This window comes from Streptomyces sp. MMBL 11-1 (genome assembly GCF_028622875.1).
Classification (GTDB): domain Bacteria; phylum Actinomycetota; class Actinomycetes; order Streptomycetales; family Streptomycetaceae; genus Streptomyces.
Genome location: NZ_CP117709.1, coordinates 1,790,027 through 1,805,723 on the forward strand (window position 1 = coordinate 1,790,027; position 15,697 = coordinate 1,805,723).

Annotated in this window: 11 protein-coding genes; 5 read left to right on the forward strand and 6 right to left on the reverse strand. The window is 70.7% G+C overall.

What is annotated here, in order from left to right; all coding sequences use genetic code 11:
• Positions 1–56: 56 nt before the first annotated feature.
• The 3 genes from PSQ21_RS07645 to ctaC are packed head-to-tail and all read right to left on the reverse strand — an operon-like array spanning position 57 to position 3,153.
• A complete protein-coding gene (locus PSQ21_RS07645; protein WP_274029657.1) occupies positions 57–455 on the reverse strand; it encodes a cytochrome c oxidase subunit 4 in 399 nt (132 codons plus the stop codon).
• The gene (gene ctaD, locus PSQ21_RS07650; RefSeq protein ID WP_274029658.1) at positions 452–2,188 is read right to left on the reverse strand and encodes an aa3-type cytochrome oxidase subunit I; all 1,737 of its coding nucleotides are present in this window, start codon (positions 2,186–2,188) and stop codon (positions 452–454) included. The genes PSQ21_RS07645 and ctaD overlap by 4 nt, the downstream gene beginning before the upstream one ends.
• The gene (gene ctaC / locus PSQ21_RS07655) at positions 2,185–3,153 is read right to left on the reverse strand and encodes an aa3-type cytochrome oxidase subunit II (RefSeq protein WP_274029659.1); all 969 of its coding nucleotides are present in this window, start codon (positions 3,151–3,153) and stop codon (positions 2,185–2,187) included. The genes ctaD and ctaC overlap by 4 nt, the downstream gene beginning before the upstream one ends.
• 273 nt (positions 3,154–3,426) lie before the next feature.
• Here ctaC and PSQ21_RS07660 point away from each other — a divergent pair, with 273 nt between their 5' ends.
• Complete coding sequence (locus PSQ21_RS07660; RefSeq protein ID WP_274029660.1) at positions 3,427–4,809, forward strand: cysteine desulfurase/sulfurtransferase TusA family protein; 1,383 nt, start codon at positions 3,427–3,429, stop codon at positions 4,807–4,809.
• Here PSQ21_RS07660 and PSQ21_RS07665 read toward each other — a convergent pair whose 3' ends face one another.
• Entirely contained in the window at positions 4,810–5,784 is a 975-nt protein-coding gene (locus PSQ21_RS07665) for a carbohydrate kinase family protein (RefSeq protein WP_274029661.1), read from the reverse strand.
• Between the two features lie 156 nt (positions 5,785–5,940).
• Here PSQ21_RS07665 and PSQ21_RS07670 point away from each other — a divergent pair, with 156 nt between their 5' ends.
• Both PSQ21_RS07670 and PSQ21_RS07675 read left to right on the forward strand, forming a co-directional pair.
• Entirely contained in the window at positions 5,941–6,138 is a 198-nt protein-coding gene (locus PSQ21_RS07670; protein WP_274029662.1) for a hypothetical protein, read from the forward strand.
• Between the two features lie 196 nt (positions 6,139–6,334).
• The gene (locus PSQ21_RS07675) at positions 6,335–7,783 is read left to right on the forward strand and encodes a hypothetical protein (RefSeq protein ID WP_274029663.1); all 1,449 of its coding nucleotides are present in this window, start codon (positions 6,335–6,337) and stop codon (positions 7,781–7,783) included.
• A 122-nt stretch (positions 7,784–7,905) separates the two neighbouring features.
• On the opposite strand, the gene PSQ21_RS07680 is transcribed toward PSQ21_RS07675, so the two are convergent.
• Positions 7,906–8,262, reverse strand: coding sequence for a HesB/IscA family protein (locus PSQ21_RS07680; RefSeq protein ID WP_007451212.1), 357 nt, complete (start codon positions 8,260–8,262; stop codon positions 7,906–7,908).
• Positions 8,263–8,526: 264 nt separating this feature from the next.
• On the opposite strand from PSQ21_RS07680, the gene nadA reads away from it, so the two are divergent.
• Together nadA and PSQ21_RS07690 are read left to right on the forward strand one after the other, a co-directional pair.
• On the forward strand, positions 8,527–9,714 hold the full coding sequence (gene nadA / locus PSQ21_RS07685; RefSeq protein ID WP_274029664.1) for a quinolinate synthase NadA: 1,188 nt from the start codon (positions 8,527–8,529) through the stop codon (positions 9,712–9,714).
• Positions 9,715–9,992: 278 nt separating this feature from the next.
• Positions 9,993–12,212, forward strand: coding sequence for a tetratricopeptide repeat protein (locus PSQ21_RS07690; protein WP_274029665.1), 2,220 nt, complete (start codon positions 9,993–9,995; stop codon positions 12,210–12,212).
• Positions 12,213–12,434: 222 nt separating this feature from the next.
• Here the strand turns inward: PSQ21_RS07690 and PSQ21_RS07695 are convergent, their stop codons facing one another.
• Positions 12,435–15,584, reverse strand: coding sequence for an efflux RND transporter permease subunit (locus PSQ21_RS07695; protein WP_274029666.1), 3,150 nt, complete (start codon positions 15,582–15,584; stop codon positions 12,435–12,437).
• Positions 15,585–15,697: the final 113 nt, after the last annotated feature.

The window sequence follows — 15,697 nt, forward strand, 5'->3', positions numbered from 1 at the left end:
GGGCCCTTCGTGGTGTAACGCGTGTCACCGGCGGCGCGGTGTCACGGGGTGCGGTGTCACTGGGTGCGGTTCTCGCCCCGGTAGTACTCGAAGACCCAGCCGAAGAGGCCGATCAGGAGCATGGGGGCCGAGAAGTACAGCAGCCACCAGCCGAAGACGACGCCCATGAAGGCGAAGGCCCCGCCGACCGCCAGGGAGAGCGGCTGCCAGCTGTGCGGGGAGAAGAACCCCAGCTCGCCCGCCTCGTCGGCGACGTCCGCTTCCTTGTTGTCCTGGGCCATGGCGTCGACCCGGTTGGCCGTGAAGGCCAGGTAGAAGCCGATCATGATGGACAGCCCGAAGGCCAGGAAGAGGGCCGTGGTGCCGACCGGCTCCTTCGACCACACGCCGTACACGACGGCCATGGCGAGGATGAAGACGCTCAGCCAGATGAACATCTGTCCCTGGATCTTCACTTGCCTGCCTCCTTGCCGCCGGCGAGGGCCTTGTCCGACTCGGAGAGGTGATCGAGCTGTTCGAGCGCCGTGATCTCCGGGTGGTGCAGGTCGAACGCCGGGGATTCGGAACGGATCCGCGGCAGCGTGAGGAAGTTGTGCCGCGGCGGCGGGCAGGAGGTCGCCCACTCCAGCGAACGGCCGTAACCCCACGGGTCGTCGACCTCGATCTTCTTGCCGTACTTCGCGGTCTTCCAGACGTTGTAGAAGAACGGCAGCATCGACAGGCCGAGGAGGAACGAGGAGATCGTCGAGATCGTGTTCAGCGCGGTGAAGCCGTCGGCGTCGAGATAGTCCGCGTAACGACGCGGCATGCCCTCGGCACCGAGCCAGTGCTGCACCAGGAACGTGCCGTGGAAGCCCACGAACAGCGTCCAGAACGTGATCTTGCCGAGCCGCTCGTCCAGCATCTTGCCGGTGAACTTCGGCCACCAGAAGTGGAATCCGGAGAACATCGCGAAGACCACGGTGCCGAAGATGACGTAGTGGAAGTGCGCGACGACGAAGTACGAGTCCGAGACGTGGAAGTCCATCGGGGGCGAGGCGAGGATGACACCGGTCAGACCACCGAAGGTGAAGGTGATCAGGAAGCCGACGGCCCAGAGCATCGGTGTCTCGAAGGACAACGACCCCTTCCACATCGTGCCGATCCAGTTGAAGAACTTCACGCCTGTTGGCACGGCGATGAGGAACGTCATGAAGGAGAAGAACGGCAACAGCACGCCGCCCGTGACGTACATGTGGTGGGCCCACACCGTCACGGAAAGGCCGGCGATGGCGATCGTCGCGGAGATCAGACCGATGTAGCCGAACATCGGCTTGCGGCTGAATACCGGGATGACTTCGGAAATGATTCCGAAGAACGGCAACGCGATGATGTACACCTCTGGATGGCCGAAGAACCAGAAGAGGTGTTGCCAGAGCAATGCGCCGCCATTGGCCGCGTCGAAGATATGCGCGCCGAATTTACGGTCGGCCTCCAGCGCGAAGAGCGCGGCGGCGAGGACCGGGAAGGCCAGCAGGACCAGAACACCGGTCAGCAGGACGTTCCAGGTGAAGATCGGCATGCGGAACATCGTCATGCCGGGGGCGCGCATGCAGATGATCGTGGTGATGAAGTTGACGGAGCCGAGGATCGTGCCGAAGCCGGAGAAGGCCAGACCCATGATCCACATGTCGGCGCCGACGCCCGGCGAGCGGACCGCGTCCGAGAGCGGGGAGTAGGCGAACCAGCCGAAGTCGGCCGCACCCTGCGGGGTGAGGAAGCCGGCCACCGCGATGAGCGAGCCGAAGAGGTACAGCCAGTACGCGAACATGTTCAGCCGCGGGAACGCCACGTCGGGCGCGCCGATCTGCAGCGGCATGATCCAGTTCGCGAATCCGGCGAACAGCGGCGTCGCGAACATCAGCAGCATGATCGTGCCGTGCATCGTGAACGCCTGGTTGAACTGCTCGTTCGACATGATCTGCGTGCCCGGACGGGCCAGCTCGGCGCGCATGAAGAGCGCCATGAGTCCGCCGATGCAGAAGAACACGAACGACGTGACCAGGTAGAGCGTACCGATCGTCTTGTGGTCGGTGGTGGTCAGCCACGTCACGACGATGTTTCCCGGCTGCTTGCGCCGCACGGGCAGCTCGTCCTCATACGAGTCGTCTGCCGGAGCGGCACCCTGAGGTTCGTTGAGGATGCTCACAGTTGGTTCTTCTCCGCATTCCTGGCCGGGTCCGTCTGCGCGATGCCTGCCGGCACGTAGCCCGTCTGACCCTTCTCAGCCAGCTCCTTGAGGTGCTGCTGGTAACGCTCCGGGGAGACGACCTTGACGTTGAAGAGCATCCGGGAGTGGTCGGCGCCACAGAGCTCGGCGCACTTGCCCATGAAGGTGCCCTCGCGGTTGGGGGTCACCTCGAACACGTTGGTGTGGCCCGGAATGACGTCCTGCTTCATGAGGAACGGCACCACCCAGAAGGAGTGGATGACGTCACGCGAAGTGAGGACGAAGCGGACCTTCTCCCCCTTCGGCAGCCACAGGGTCGGACCCGGGTTGCCGTTCTGCGGGTTACGGGTCCCGGGGATGCCCACGTCGTGGACGCCGCCGGCGCCCTCGGGGAAGTCCTTCTGGAACTTGTCGGGGATGGCGTTGAGCTCCTTGGGGACCTCGGGCCCCGCTGCGGGCTGGCCATCCACCTTCTCGATGTAGTTGAAGCCCCAGCTCCACTGGAAGCCGACCACGTTGATCGTGTGGGCGGGCTTCTCGGAGAGCTCGAGGAGCTTCGACTCATCTCGCGCGGTGAAGTAGAAGAGCACCGAGACGATGATGAGGGGAACCACTGTGTACAACGCCTCGATGGGCATGTTGTACCTGGTCTGCGGAGGTACCTCCACCTTGGTCCGGCTACGCCGGTGGAAGAAGACGCTCCAAAGGATCAGCCCCCAGACAAGGACACCCGTGACGAGCGCTGCCGCCCACGAGCCTTGCCAGAGGGAGAGGATCCGAGGGGCCTCTTCCGTAACCGGAGTGGGCATTCCGAGGCGGGGGAAATCCTCCCAGTTGTATGAACAACCGGAGGCCGTCGCCAGGACCAGGCCCGCAGTCAGCACCTGCGGCAGCTTCCGCCGCATCGGGCGCCGCGACGAGCGGTCGGAGCCGTTGGGACTCACGTAGCGCCTTCCCGAGAGTCTCGCCCGCACGGTCGGCGCGCCCGTATGTCTCTGGTCGGTCGCCGGCCCTGACGCGGGCAGGGGTTTGGATGTTTATGCGGACCAAACCCTACTGGACGCTATTTGGGGTCGCGCGGGGAGGGTGCCCAACGCGCCGCCCGACACGCCCATGGGGTGGAATCCGGGGCTCCGGCCCCCATCTGACGGCCACTCGCCCGGCCGGGATGAACGGGCCCCGGCGAGGCGGGGCCGGGTGCGGGCTAGCGTGGCGGGGTGCCCTACTTCGATGCCGCCTCCGCCGCCCCCCTGCACCCCGTCGCACGCCAGGCCCTGCTTGCCGCGCTCGACGAGGGCTGGGCCGATCCCGCCCGCCTGTACCGGGAGGGGCGGCGGGCCCGGCTGCTCCTGGACGCGGCCCGGGAGGCCGCCGCGGAGGCCGTCGGGTGCCGCCCCGACGAGCTGGTCTTCACCTCGTCGGGGACGACGGCGGTGCACGCGGGAATTGACGGGGCTCTTTCGGGACGTCGGCGTGTCGGCCGCCATCTGGCCCTCTCGGCGGTCGAACACTCCTCGGTGCTCCATGCGGCGGCGGCCCACGAGGCGGCGGGCGGCTCGTTCACCGAGGTCCCGGTGGACCGCGCGGGGGCGGTGGATCCGGCCGCGTACGGCCGGGCGCTGCGGGCGGACACCGCGCTGGCCTGCCTCCAGTCGGCCAACCACGAGGTCGGCACCGAGCAGCCGGTGGCGGAGGTCGCCGCGCTCTGTGCGGACGCCGGGGTGCCGCTGCTGGTGGACGCGGCCCAGTCGCTCGGCTGGGGCCCGGTCCCGGAAGGCTGGTCGCTGCTGACGGCGAGCGCGCACAAGTGGGGAGGCCCCGCCGGGGTGGGGCTGCTCGCGGTCCGCAAGGGGGTGCGTTTCTCACCCCGGGGCCCCGGCGGGGAGCGGGAGTCGGGCCGGGCGGCGGGGTTCGAGAACCTGCCGGCGATCGTGGCGGCGGCGGCCTCGTTGCGCGCGGTACGGAGTGAGGCGGCGGCGGAGTCGGTGCGGCTGCGGGCCCTGGTGGACCGGATCCGGACCGTCGTGGCCGCGCGGGTGCCCGACGTCGAGGTGGTGGGTGATCCGGAGCGGCGGCTGCCGCATCTGGTCACCTTCTCCTGTCTCTATGTCGACGGGGAGACTCTGCTGCACGAGCTGGACCGGAGGGAGTTCTCCGTGTCGTCCGGCTCGTCCTGCACGAGCAGCACCCTGATTCCGAGCCATGTGCTGAAGGCGATGGGGGTGCTCTCGGAGGGGAACGTCCGGGTGTCGCTGCCGCCGGGCACGGCCGGGGCTGACGTGGACCGCTTCCTGGAGATCCTCCCGGGGGTGGTCGCCGAGGTACGGGAACGGCTCGGCGCCCCGGTCTCCGCGCCCCCCTCCCCCGGTCCCGCCGCGTCCCTGGTGGTCGACGCGCTGGGCCGGCGCTGCCCCATCCCGGTGATCGAGCTCGCAAAGGTGATCGGGGAGGTAGCGGTGGGCGCCACGGTGACGGTGCTCGCCGACGACGAGGCGGCGCGCCTGGACATCCCGGCCTGGTGCGAGATGCGGGGCCAGGAGTACGTGGGCGAGGAGCCGGCGGACCGCGGCTCGGCCTATGTGGTCCGCCGGCTCGGCTGATCAGGCCAGGTGCTGACGGACCTCGGCGGCGGCCTCGTGGCCGTACGCCTTGGTGAAGCGGTCCATGAAGTGGGTGCGGCGGAGGGTGTACTCCTGGGTGCCGACCGTCTCGATGACCAGGGTGGCGAGCATGCAGCCGACCTGGGCGGCGCGCTCCAGTCCGACGCCCCAGGCGAGGCCGGAGAGGAAGCCGGCCCGGAAGGCGTCGCCGACGCCGGTGGGGTCGGCCTTGGTGTCCTCCTCGGGGCAGCCGACCTCGATGACCGGCTCGCCGGCCCGCTCGATCCGGACGCCGCGGGCGCCGAGGGTGGTGACGCGGTGGCCGACCTTGGCGAGGATCTCCTCGTCGCTCCAGCCGGTCTTGGACTCGATGAGCCCCTTCTCGTACTCGTTGGAGAAGAGGTAGGTGGCGCCGTCGAGGAGGATGCGGATCTCCTCTCCGTCCATCCGCGCGATCTGCTGCGAGAAGTCCGCGGCGAACGGGATGTTCCGGGAGCGGCACTCCTCGGTGTGGCGGAGCATCGCCTCGGGGTCGTCGGCTCCGATGGAGACGAGGTCGAGCCCGCCGACGCGGTCGGCGACGCTCTGCAGCTCGATGAGGCGGGCCTCGCTCATCGCACCCGTGTAGAAGGAGCCGATCTGGTTGTGGTCGGTGTCGGTGGTGCAGACGAAGCGGGCGGTGTGCAGCACCTCGGAGATACGGACCGAGCCGGTCTCGACGCCGTGCCGGTCGAGCCAGGCGCGGTACTCGTCGAAGTCCGCCCCCGCGGCGCCGACGAGGATCGGGCGCGTGCCGAGCAGGCCCATCCCGAAGCAGATGTTGGCGGCGACACCGCCCCGGCGCACATCGAGGTTGTCGACCAGGAAGGAGAGGGAGACCGTGTGCAGCTGATCCGCGACCAGCTGGTCGGCGAAGCGGCCGGGGAAGGTCATGAGGTGGTCAGTGGCGATCGAGCCGGTGACTGCAATACGCACGGGGAGGCTGCTCCTGCGGAAGGCGAAGGGCCGTGAGTGCGCCCTCCGGGACGACGTGACAGTTCACGCTACCGGGTGAGCCGAGGGGCCGGAAAAGGGAAAACTACCCGATAGTAGGGCTTTCTACCTGAGCTCAACCGTGGTTACGGTGCGGATATGTCGAAGCACACCGCATTGCCCGAGTCGGAATTGAGCCTGGCCGCCCTGCGTGGTGACTGCGCGCGGATGGCGCCGCACTGGACGGCGCCCGCGAAGAGCGCCCCGGTCCCGGTGAAGCCGTCCCTGATCAACGGGGTGAAGGTCCCGTCCTCGTCGGCGCGGCTGATCGACGCGATGTCCGAGTACGGCGACTGAATACCGGCCGGGCAGGGCCGGACGCCAACATCTTTCGGCCTTTTCCGCGCGGGTGATGGCGAGAACCGCGCGGTGCCCGGATCCGGGCGGCCCCGCCCGGGGGAACCGCACGCTCCTCCGCTCCGTCCCACCGGTGTCCCCGTCCGGAGACACGCGGTAGGCACCGCGACGGCAACGCAGTCGAAGGAGCGATCCGGTGAGCACCGAGCGACCCGACAACGACGTGACCGGCCCCCGGCGGCGGCGTCCGCCGCTCGCGGTGGCCTCGGTGGCCGCGGCCGTGCTGCTGGCCGGGGGCGGCGGGGCGTACTGGGCCTCGACCACCGCGGGCGACGGCGGCGCTGCGGACAGCAGTGCGGCGGACAGCGGCTCCGCGGCCGAGAGGTCGGCCCCCCGGCTGGCCCTGGACGCCGCGGCGGACGGCCCGGGCGTGGCGTCCCCGGACTCCCCTCCCCCCGGCATCGCACCCGGCGAACCGGACCCGGGCGGTCCGCCCGTGATCTACCGGGCCGCGGGCGAACTCCCGGACGGCCCGGACAGGGCGGCGGTCCACCATGCGCGGGGCACGGTCGCGTCGGCCGACGTGGCCCGGCTGGCGAAGGCGCTGGGTATCCCGGGCTCGCCGCGCACCGAGGGCACGTCCTGGGTGGTCGGCGACGACGACGGCCCCGGTGCGCTCCTGAAGGTGGGGAAGCAGGCCCCGGGCACCTGGACGTTCGCCCGCACCACCCCGCCCCAGCCCTGTGAGCCGGGGACGATGTGCGCGAACGGGTCCTCGGAGCCGGGCGGCGGCCCGGTGAGCGAGAAGGCGGCGAAGGCGGCCGCGATCCCGGTGCTCAAGGCGGCCGGGCAGGACGACGCGGCGCTGAACGCGGGCCAGCTGATGGGCGACGTCCGTGTGGTCAACGCCGATCCGAGGGTCGACGGGCTCCCGACGTACGGCTGGTCGACCGGCGTCCAGGTGGGCCCGGACGGCGAGGTGACCGGCGGCAGCGGACATCTGAAGGCGCTGGAGAAGGGCGACACCTACCCGACGGTCGGCGCGGACGAGGCACTGAAGCAGCTCAACGCGGCGAGCAGGGGCAAGGGTGACGCCGACCGGGACATCGGCGGCTGCGCCACTCCCGTACCGCACCAGGGCGAGCCGAAGCCCTCGGACCCCCAGTGCGTGCCGTCGAACGGCAAGCGGGCACCGGTGGAGCAGACGGTCCAGGACGCGGTGTTCGGCCTCGCGCTGAACTACGTGGACGGGCGGCAGACGCTGGTGCCGTCCTGGCTGTTCACGGTCCGCCAGGCTCCGGGCGGCCCGGAAAGCACGGTCACGCAGGTCGCCGTGGACCCGAAGTTCATCGAGAAGCCGGACACCCCGACGACGCCCTCCGGGGACCGGAAGGTGACGTCGTACGGCGCGGACGGGCGGACCCTGGAGGTGACGTTCTGGGGCGGCGTGTGCAGCACGTACACGGCGAGCGCGAAGGAGAGCGCGGGCCAGGTGCGAATCTCGATCACGGAGAAGCCGCAGGAGGGCAAGAAGGCCTGCATCATGATCGCCAAGGAGCTGACGCGGACCGTGACGCTGGAGAAGCCGCTGGGCGACCGTACGGTGATCGACGCGGCGTCGGGCGGCGCGGTGCCGCGCGGCTGAGCAATTGAGCGGCTGAGCAGTTGAGCGGCTGAGCAGTTGAGCGGCTGAGCAGTTGAGCGGACATACGGAGGCGGCCCCGGGATCGATCCCGGGGCCGCCTCCGTATGCCGTACGCGCAGCGCTTAGCTGAACGAGTCGCCGCAGGCGCAGGAGCCGGAGGCGTTCGGGTTGTCGATCGTGAAGCCCTGCTTCTCGATGGTGTCGACGAAGTCGATGGAGGCGCCGCCCAGGTACGGGGCGCTCATCCGGTCGGTGACGACCTTGACTCCGTCGAAGTCCTTCACGACGTCGCCGTCGAGCGAACGCTCGTCGAAGAAGAGCTGGTAGCGCAGGCCCGAGCAACCGCCGGGCTGGACGGCGACGCGCAGCGCCAGGTCCTCGCGGCCTTCCTGCTCCAGCAGGCCCTTGACCTTGGCGGCGGCGGCGTCGGACAGGAGAATGCCGTCGCTCACGGTGGTGGTCTCGTCCGATACGGACATCTGCTTCTCTCCCGGGTTGTACGGACTGCTTGCCGACGGTTCAACCGCCTCAGTCCCGGATTCATTCCGGGCCAAGCGCTTGTCTGTTCCCTTTCATGCTCGCACACCGGGCCGCCCGGGGGATGCGTCACATCGACGCTATCGGCATCGTCAAAGTGACACGAAGCGGCTATGATAGATAGCGTCAAATAGACGAAAAGGCGAGTTCGCCGAAGCACTCCGCGGAAGCTCGTGGAGTGAACTTGAGTTCGCAGACTAGAAAGGGTGCGTGACGTGACCACGGCCCAGCCCCTGGACGTACAGCCGACACCCCTCGCGCTGCTGCTGCTCGGCCGCGAGGCCGACCCGAGGAGCGAGCGCGGCGTCGAATGCCCCGGCGACCTGCCCTCCCCGTCCGACCCGGACCTGGTGGAGCGCGCCCGCGCCGCGAAGGAGAAGCTCGGGGACAAGGTGTTCGTCCTCGGCCACCACTACCAGCGCGACGAGGTCATCCAGTTCGCGGACGTCACCGGCGACTCGTTCAAGCTGGCTCGCGACGCGGCCGCGCGTCCGGAGGCCGAGTACATCGTCTTCTGCGGCGTCCACTTCATGGCGGAGTCCGCGGACATCCTGACCACGGACGCCCAGGCGGTCGTCCTGCCCGACCTGGCGGCCGGCTGCTCGATGGCCGACATGGCCGCAGCGGAGCAGGTCGCCGAGTGCTGGGACGTGCTGACGGAGGCCGGGGTCGCCGATCAGGTGGTGCCCGTCTCGTACATGAACTCCTCCGCCGACATCAAGGCCTTCACCGGCAAGCACGGCGGCACGATCTGTACGTCCTCGAACGCGAAGCGGGCCCTGGAGTGGGCCTTCGAGCAGGGCGAGAAGATCCTCTTCCTCCCCGACCAGCACCTGGGCCGCAACACGGCCGTGCGGGACATGGGCCTGGAGCTGGACGACTGCGTCCTCTACAACCCGCACAAGCCGAACGGCGGCCTCACCGCCGAGCAGCTGCGCGACGCGAAGATGATCCTGTGGCGCGGGCACTGCTCGGTCCACGGCCGCTTCTCGGTCGAGTCGGTCGAGGACGTCCGGGCGCGGATACCCGGGGTCAACGTGCTGGTGCACCCGGAGTGCAAGCACGAGGTCGTCGCCGCCGCGGACTACGTGGGCTCGACGGAGTACATCATCAAGGCCCTGGAGGCGGCCCCGGCCGGCTCGAAGTGGGCCATCGGTACGGAGCTGAACCTGGTCCGCCGCCTGGCGAACCGTTTCGCCGCGGAGGACAAGGAGATCGTCTTCCTGGACAAGACGGTCTGCTTCTGCTCGACGATGAACCGCATCGACCTGCCGCACCTGGTCTGGACCCTGGAGTCGCTGGCCGAGGGCAAGCTGGTCAACCGGATCGAGGTCGACCCGGGGACGGAGAAGTACGCGAAGCTCGCGCTGGAGCGGATGCTCGCGCTGCCGTAGAGCCGCGCAGGTCCTTGGGGAGCCCCGGTGTGCCGCAGGTCGGCGTACCGGGGCTCTCGCGTACGGCGAGGGCGTTCCGGGCGGGGCGCACCGGCGCCGAGGTACCGGCTCGGAGGTACCGGCAGGGGCCCTCCGGGCGGGCCGGTTCTCCCATACGCCAGCCGATGACGCCGCCGCGTAACTACGCTGCTACTCACCGCAGCGAATCTTCGCGCGGGCGGGACCGATGAGGCCCGCTGAGGCTGACCGGAACGAGCGGCGAGAACGGTGGGGCGGGCATGAGTGACGAGGACCGTGGGACGGGCGTCGGCGACGAGGCGGGGGGAGCGGGCACGGGGCACGACGGAGTCCGGCAGAGCGACGCCGCCTCCGACGCGTCGGCGCGAGCGGAGCTGGCCCGCGCGCGGGAGGAGGTACGCGGCCGGCGCGCCGCGTCGGAACAGGATCCCGCCACCGGCCTGCCCCCGCTGGCCGAGGCCCTGCACCAGCTGTCGAACCTGCTCTCCGCCGCCGGGGACCGCACGGGCGCGCTGCCCCCGGCGAAGGAGGCCGCGCGGATCTACGCCGAACTCGGCATGAAGCGCCCCGGCGACTTCCAGGCGGAGCTGGCCATGGCCATGGGCGCCCTGGGCGACCGCGTCGCCGACACCGGGGACCGGGCGGGAGCCGTGCCGTTCGCGAAGCAGTCCGTGCGGCTCCAGCGCGAGCTGGTCGAGGAGGAGCAGCCGGGTGCGTCCGTCCCGGCGCTCGCCGGGTACCTCCTGGCCTGCGCCACGCGCCTGGCGGACGCCGGGCAGGCCGTGGAGGCCGTGCCCCATGCCGAGGAGGCGGTCGGTCTTCTCCGGGGCCTCACCGAGGAGGATCCGGAGGCGTTCCTCCCCCGGCTCGCCGCGGCTCTCCACGCCCTCGGCCAGCACCGCGCGGCCGTGAGCGACGCCTCCGGGGCGGTCGAATCGGCCCAGGAGGCGTGCGGCCGCTTCCGCGCGCTCGCCGTGCGGCGGCCGGACCTCTTCCGCCCGGAGCTGGCCACGGCGCTCGACGGCCTGGCCGGCCACCTCAACAGGGCCGGTGACGCGGGGGCGGGCCTGCGGGTGGCGGAGGAAGCCGTCGCCCTGTACCGCGAGTTGGCCGCGCAGCGGCCCGCGGTCTGCCGCCCCGGCCTCGCCGCCGCGCTGCGCACCCTCGCCCGGAGCCTGGCCGGCACCGGCGACCCGCAGGAGGCCCTGCCCCCGGCGCGCGAGGCCGTCGATCTCCTGCGCGAACACGGGGACGCCGTCCTGGCCGATCTGGCCGACTCCCTCCAGCTGCTCGGCACCTACGTGGAGCTGAACGGGGACGCGGAGATGGCGGTGGAGGCGTTCTGGGAAGCGGTGGCCCTCCACCGGTCGCTGGCGCTGGAGGCTCCCGACGCCCCCGACGCCGCCCTGGTCGCCGCCCTCGACGGCCTGGCCCGGGCGCTCGCCCGCACCGGAGAGCACGCGGCGGCGATCGAGGAGTTCGACGAGACCCTCAAGGAGTTCGCCGGGGCCGGTCCGGCGACCGCCCGGCGTCTGGCCGTGGAGCGGAGCGCCTTCCTGCTGCGCTGCCCGGCCCCCTGGCCCGCGACCGGGGTGACCGAGCTGGTGAACTGGCTCGACGAGGACGTGGAGAGGACCGGCAGCCCGGACACCGTGACCGTACGGGCCCGGCAGGCGCTGCGCGCGTACGGTGACCTCGCGACGGTGCGCACGGCCTGGGAGGACGAGACCTTCACGCCCGCGCCGGACTGGCTCGCCCTGTCGCCGGGCACGCTGGACCTCGTCAGCGCCTGGATGTTCGCGCCCGACTGGCCCCGGTCACGCGACTTCTGGTCCGAGCACGCCGACGTCCTCGGCAGCCAGGAGGCGGCGACGGCCCTGGACGAGCTGGCCGTCCTGGACCCGCACGGTGCTCAGCGGCACGCCCTGCTCCGTGAGGCCGTCCTCGCCCACGGGGTGACCGCCGCCTACGATCCGCTGATCCTCCAGGAGCAGATGGCGCAGTGGCTGGAGTGCGCGGACTGGGCGGAGTCACGGGCCTACCTGGAGGAGCACCCGCGCCTGCTGACCGTCCGGCCGCCCGATGGCACCCCGCTGGCCCACGTCGCGATGCTCGACATCGGCCGCACCGAGGGCCTGGACGCCGCGTACCGCCTCGTCGAGGACCGCGAGGCCCTCCAGGCTTACGTGGACCGGGCGTTGGAGGCCGGGGACGGCGTCGCGCTGATGCACGGCGGGGGCATCGAGGGCCAGGTGTTCGGCGACCGGCTCTCCTCGCTCACCCACGCCCAGGTGGCCCTGGTGCTCGCGGGGGCCAGGGAGGGCTTCGAACCGGACGACCTGACCCCGCTCCTGCACAAGGCCCCCGAGGAGACCCGCGCCCGGCTGGTGCGGGAGACGGCCGCCCTCAGCGTCCGGCTCCCCGACCAGCGGGGGAAGGCGTGGCACCGGATCATTCAGGCGCTGGGCGGGGGCGTCTGAGGGTCGGCGGCCCGCCGTCGGCGACGTCGGGTCCGGCCGGCCGGACCCGACGTCCGGCCGCCCCCCGGACGGTATCCAGGCCGGTCACCTCCATGAGGACCCGGTCGCGGTGAAGAAGTGGCGGCGGCGGTACGACGTGGTGCGGGCCGGCTCCGGTGCGGGAAATCCGGAAGGGGCCTGCCCCGCGCGGCTGCGCGGGGCAGGCCCCTTCGGGTGGTGAGATCAGGCCTTCGCCGGCTCGGCCTCGCGGGCCTCCTCCGGCTCCGGCTCGGACGGTACGCCCGCCTTCGCGGCGCGCTTGGCCGCCTTCTTCTTGGCGCGGCGCTCCTTGCGGAGCTCGACCATCGCGTACAGCGTCGGCACGAGCAGCAGGGTCAGCAGCGTGGAGCTGATCAGACCGCCGATCACCACGACGCCCAGCGGCTGCGAGATGAACCCGCCCTCGCCGGTGACGCCGAGCGCCATCGGGAGCAGGGCGAAGATGGTCGCGAGCGCCGTCATCAGGATCGGGCGGAAGCGGTGGCGGCCGCCCTCGATGACGGCTTCCACGATGCCGAGGCCCTGGGCGCGGTACTGGTTGATCAGGTCGATCAGCACGATCGCGTTGGTGACCACGATGCCGATGAGCATCAGCATGCCGATCATCGCGGGGACGCCCAGCGGGGTGCCCGTGATGAGGAGCAGGGCCAGGGCTCCGGTCGCCGCGAACGGGACGGAGACCAGGAGGATCAGCGGCTGGACGAGCGACCGGAAGGTGGCCACCAGCAGCATGAAGACGATCGCGATGGCCGCCAGCATGGCGAGGCCGAGCTGGCCGAAGGCTTCGTTCTGGTCCTCGGTGACGCCGCCGATGGTGGCGGTGGCGCCCTCCGGGAGGTCCAGGGCGTCGATCTTCTTGGCGAGATCGGCGCTGACCGCGCCGGTGTTGTCGCCGACGGGCTTGGCGGTGATCGTCGCCGACCGCTGTCCGTCGATCCGGGTCATCGAGACCGGGCCGGGGACCACCTTGACGTCGGCGATGTCGCCGAGCTTGGCCGGGCCGAGCGGCAGGGCCTTCAGCTCGGCGACGGTGGCGGCCGGGGTGGAGGACCGGATGACGACGTCGCGCTCGGTGTCGTCGAGCGTCGCGGTGCCGGCGGGCGTGCCGCGTACGGCTCCGGCGACGATGCCTCCCAGGGTGGCGGAGTCGAATCCGGCGGCGGCCGCCTTGTCGTTGGCGGTGACCGAGATGCGCGGGACGCTCTGCGCCAGGTCGCTCTGGACGTCGGTGACGTCCTTGATGGTGGCGACCTCGGTGCGGACCGCCTCGGCCGCCTTCTTCAGGACGTCCCCGTCGGCGGCCTTGACCACGACGCTCAGGTCCTGGGAGCCGAAGCCGTCGCCCGCGGCGATGGTGGTGTCGCCGATGCCGTCGAGCTTGCCGAGGGCCTCGTCGATACGGTCCTGGGCGTCCTCGTAGTCCGCGGCGTCCTTCAGGGTGACCTGGTAGGAGGCCTGGTTGGCGCCCGTGCCGCCGCCGAAGGCGGCCATGAAGCCGGAGGAGCCGACGGTGACCTGGTAGTCCTTGACGCCCTTGTCCTGCTGGATGACCTTCTCGACCTTGCGGGCCGCCTCGTCGGCGGCTTCCAGGCTGGTGCCGGGGGTCAGCTCCTGCTTGACGGTCAGGACCTCCTGCTCTCCGGCGTCGAAGAAGTTCGTCTTCAGCAGCGGCACCATGCCGAAGGTGCCGAGGAGCACGGCGACGGCGATGACGAGGCTGGTGATCCGGCGACGGGTCGCGAAGCGGAGGATGGGGACGTAGATCCGCTGGAGCTTGCTGGCCGCTTCCTTCTCCTCGGCGAGGCGGCGGGCCTCCGCCGCGTCCTCGGGGGTGCCCTTGGGCGCGCGCAGGAACCAGTACGACAGCACCGGCACCACGGTGAGCGAGACCAGCAGGGACGCCAGCAGCGCCGCGGTGATGGTCAGCGAGAACGAGCCGAAGAGCTGGCCGACCATGCCGCCGACCAGGCCGATGGGCAGGAAGACGGCGACGGTGGTGAGCGTGGCGGAGGTGACCGCTCCGGCGACCTCCTTGACCGCGGTGATGATCGCCGCGTGGCGCTCCTCGCCGTAGCCGAGGTGACGCTTGATGTTCTCCAGGACCACGATCGAGTCGTCGACGACCCGGCCGATGGCGATGGTGAGCGCGCCGAGCGTGAGCATGTTGAGCGAGAGGTCGCGGGTCCAGAGCACGATCAGCGCGAGGACGATCGAGAGCGGGATGGAGACCGCGGTGACCAGCGTCGAGCGGATCGAGGCGAGGAAGACCAGGATCACGACGACGGCGAAGACCAGCCCGAGCGCACCCTCCGTGGTCAGACCCGAGATCGACTTGGAGACGGCGGGGCCCTGGTCGGAGACGACCGTCACCTCCGCGCCCTCGCCGAGGTCCTCGCGGAGGTCGGGGAGCTTGTCCTTGACGGCGTCCGAGATGGTGACGGCGCTGCCGTCCTTGTCCATCGTCGCCATCACGGCGAGGCTCGGCTTGCCGTTGGTGCGGGTGATGGAGACCGCCGTGGACGGCTCCTGCTTCACCTCGGCGACGTCACCGAGGCGCACCGGCTTTCCGGGCTTGCCGCCCGCCGGGTCCTTGGCGACGACCTGGAGGTCCTCGATCTGCTCCAGCGAGGTGTAGGCGCCGCCGACCTGGATGGTGCGGCTCTTGCCGGACTCGGAGAAGGAGCCGGCCGGCACGGTGGCGCCGCCCGCCTGGAGGGCCTGGGCGAGCGTGCCCGCGTTCAGGCCGGCCTCGGCGAGCTTCTTGTCGTCGGGGACGACGGAGACCTGGAGGTCCCGCACGCCGTCCACCGTGACCTGGCCGACGCCGTCGATGTCCTCCAGGGCCGGGACGACCGTGCGGTCGAGCTGGTCGGCCAGCACCTGCTGGTCCTTGTCGGAGGTGACGGCGAGGACCACGGTCGGGATGTCGTCCGTGGAGCCGGCGATGACCTGCGGGTCGACGTCGTCGGGCAGCTGGGCGCGGGCCCGGTTCACCGCCTGCTGGATGTCCGCGACGAGCTGCTTGGTGCCCTCGTCGCTGAAGTCGAAGGTCGCCATGATGAGGGCGTTGCCCTCGCTGGCGGTGGAGGTGATGCCCTCGACGCCGTCGACGGACTTGAGGGAGTTCTCCAGCGGCTCGACGACCTGCTTCTCGACCACATCGGGAGACGCACCCTGGTAGGGCGCCAGCACCGAGACCATCGGCAGTTCGATGGTGGGCAGCAGCTGCTGCTTGAGCTGCGGGATCGCTATCGCGCCGAAGACCAGCGCGACAATCGAGATCAGCCCGATCAGGGCCCTTTGCGCGAGGCTGAATCTGGACAGCCAGGACATGGGTGGGTCTCTCTTCTGTGGCGTACGCGGCAGAGGGGCGGGGAGGGAAATAGGGGGACACCTCCAGCCCAGTCCTACGATCTCCGCTCCGCGCCGCCGAAACGTCGCCCCCC

Coding starts and splice junctions, on each gene's coding strand:
- PSQ21_RS07690 (WP_274029665.1), top strand. CDS start 9,993: ATGAGTGACGAGGACCGTGGGACGGGCGTCGGCGACGAGGCGGGGGGA.
- PSQ21_RS07695 (WP_274029666.1), bottom strand. CDS start 15,584: ATGTCCTGGCTGTCCAGATTCAGCCTCGCGCAAAGGGCCCTGATCGGG.
- PSQ21_RS07680 (WP_007451212.1), bottom strand. CDS start 8,262: ATGTCCGTATCGGACGAGACCACCACCGTGAGCGACGGCATTCTCCTG.
- PSQ21_RS07670 (WP_274029662.1), top strand. CDS start 5,941: ATGTCGAAGCACACCGCATTGCCCGAGTCGGAATTGAGCCTGGCCGCC.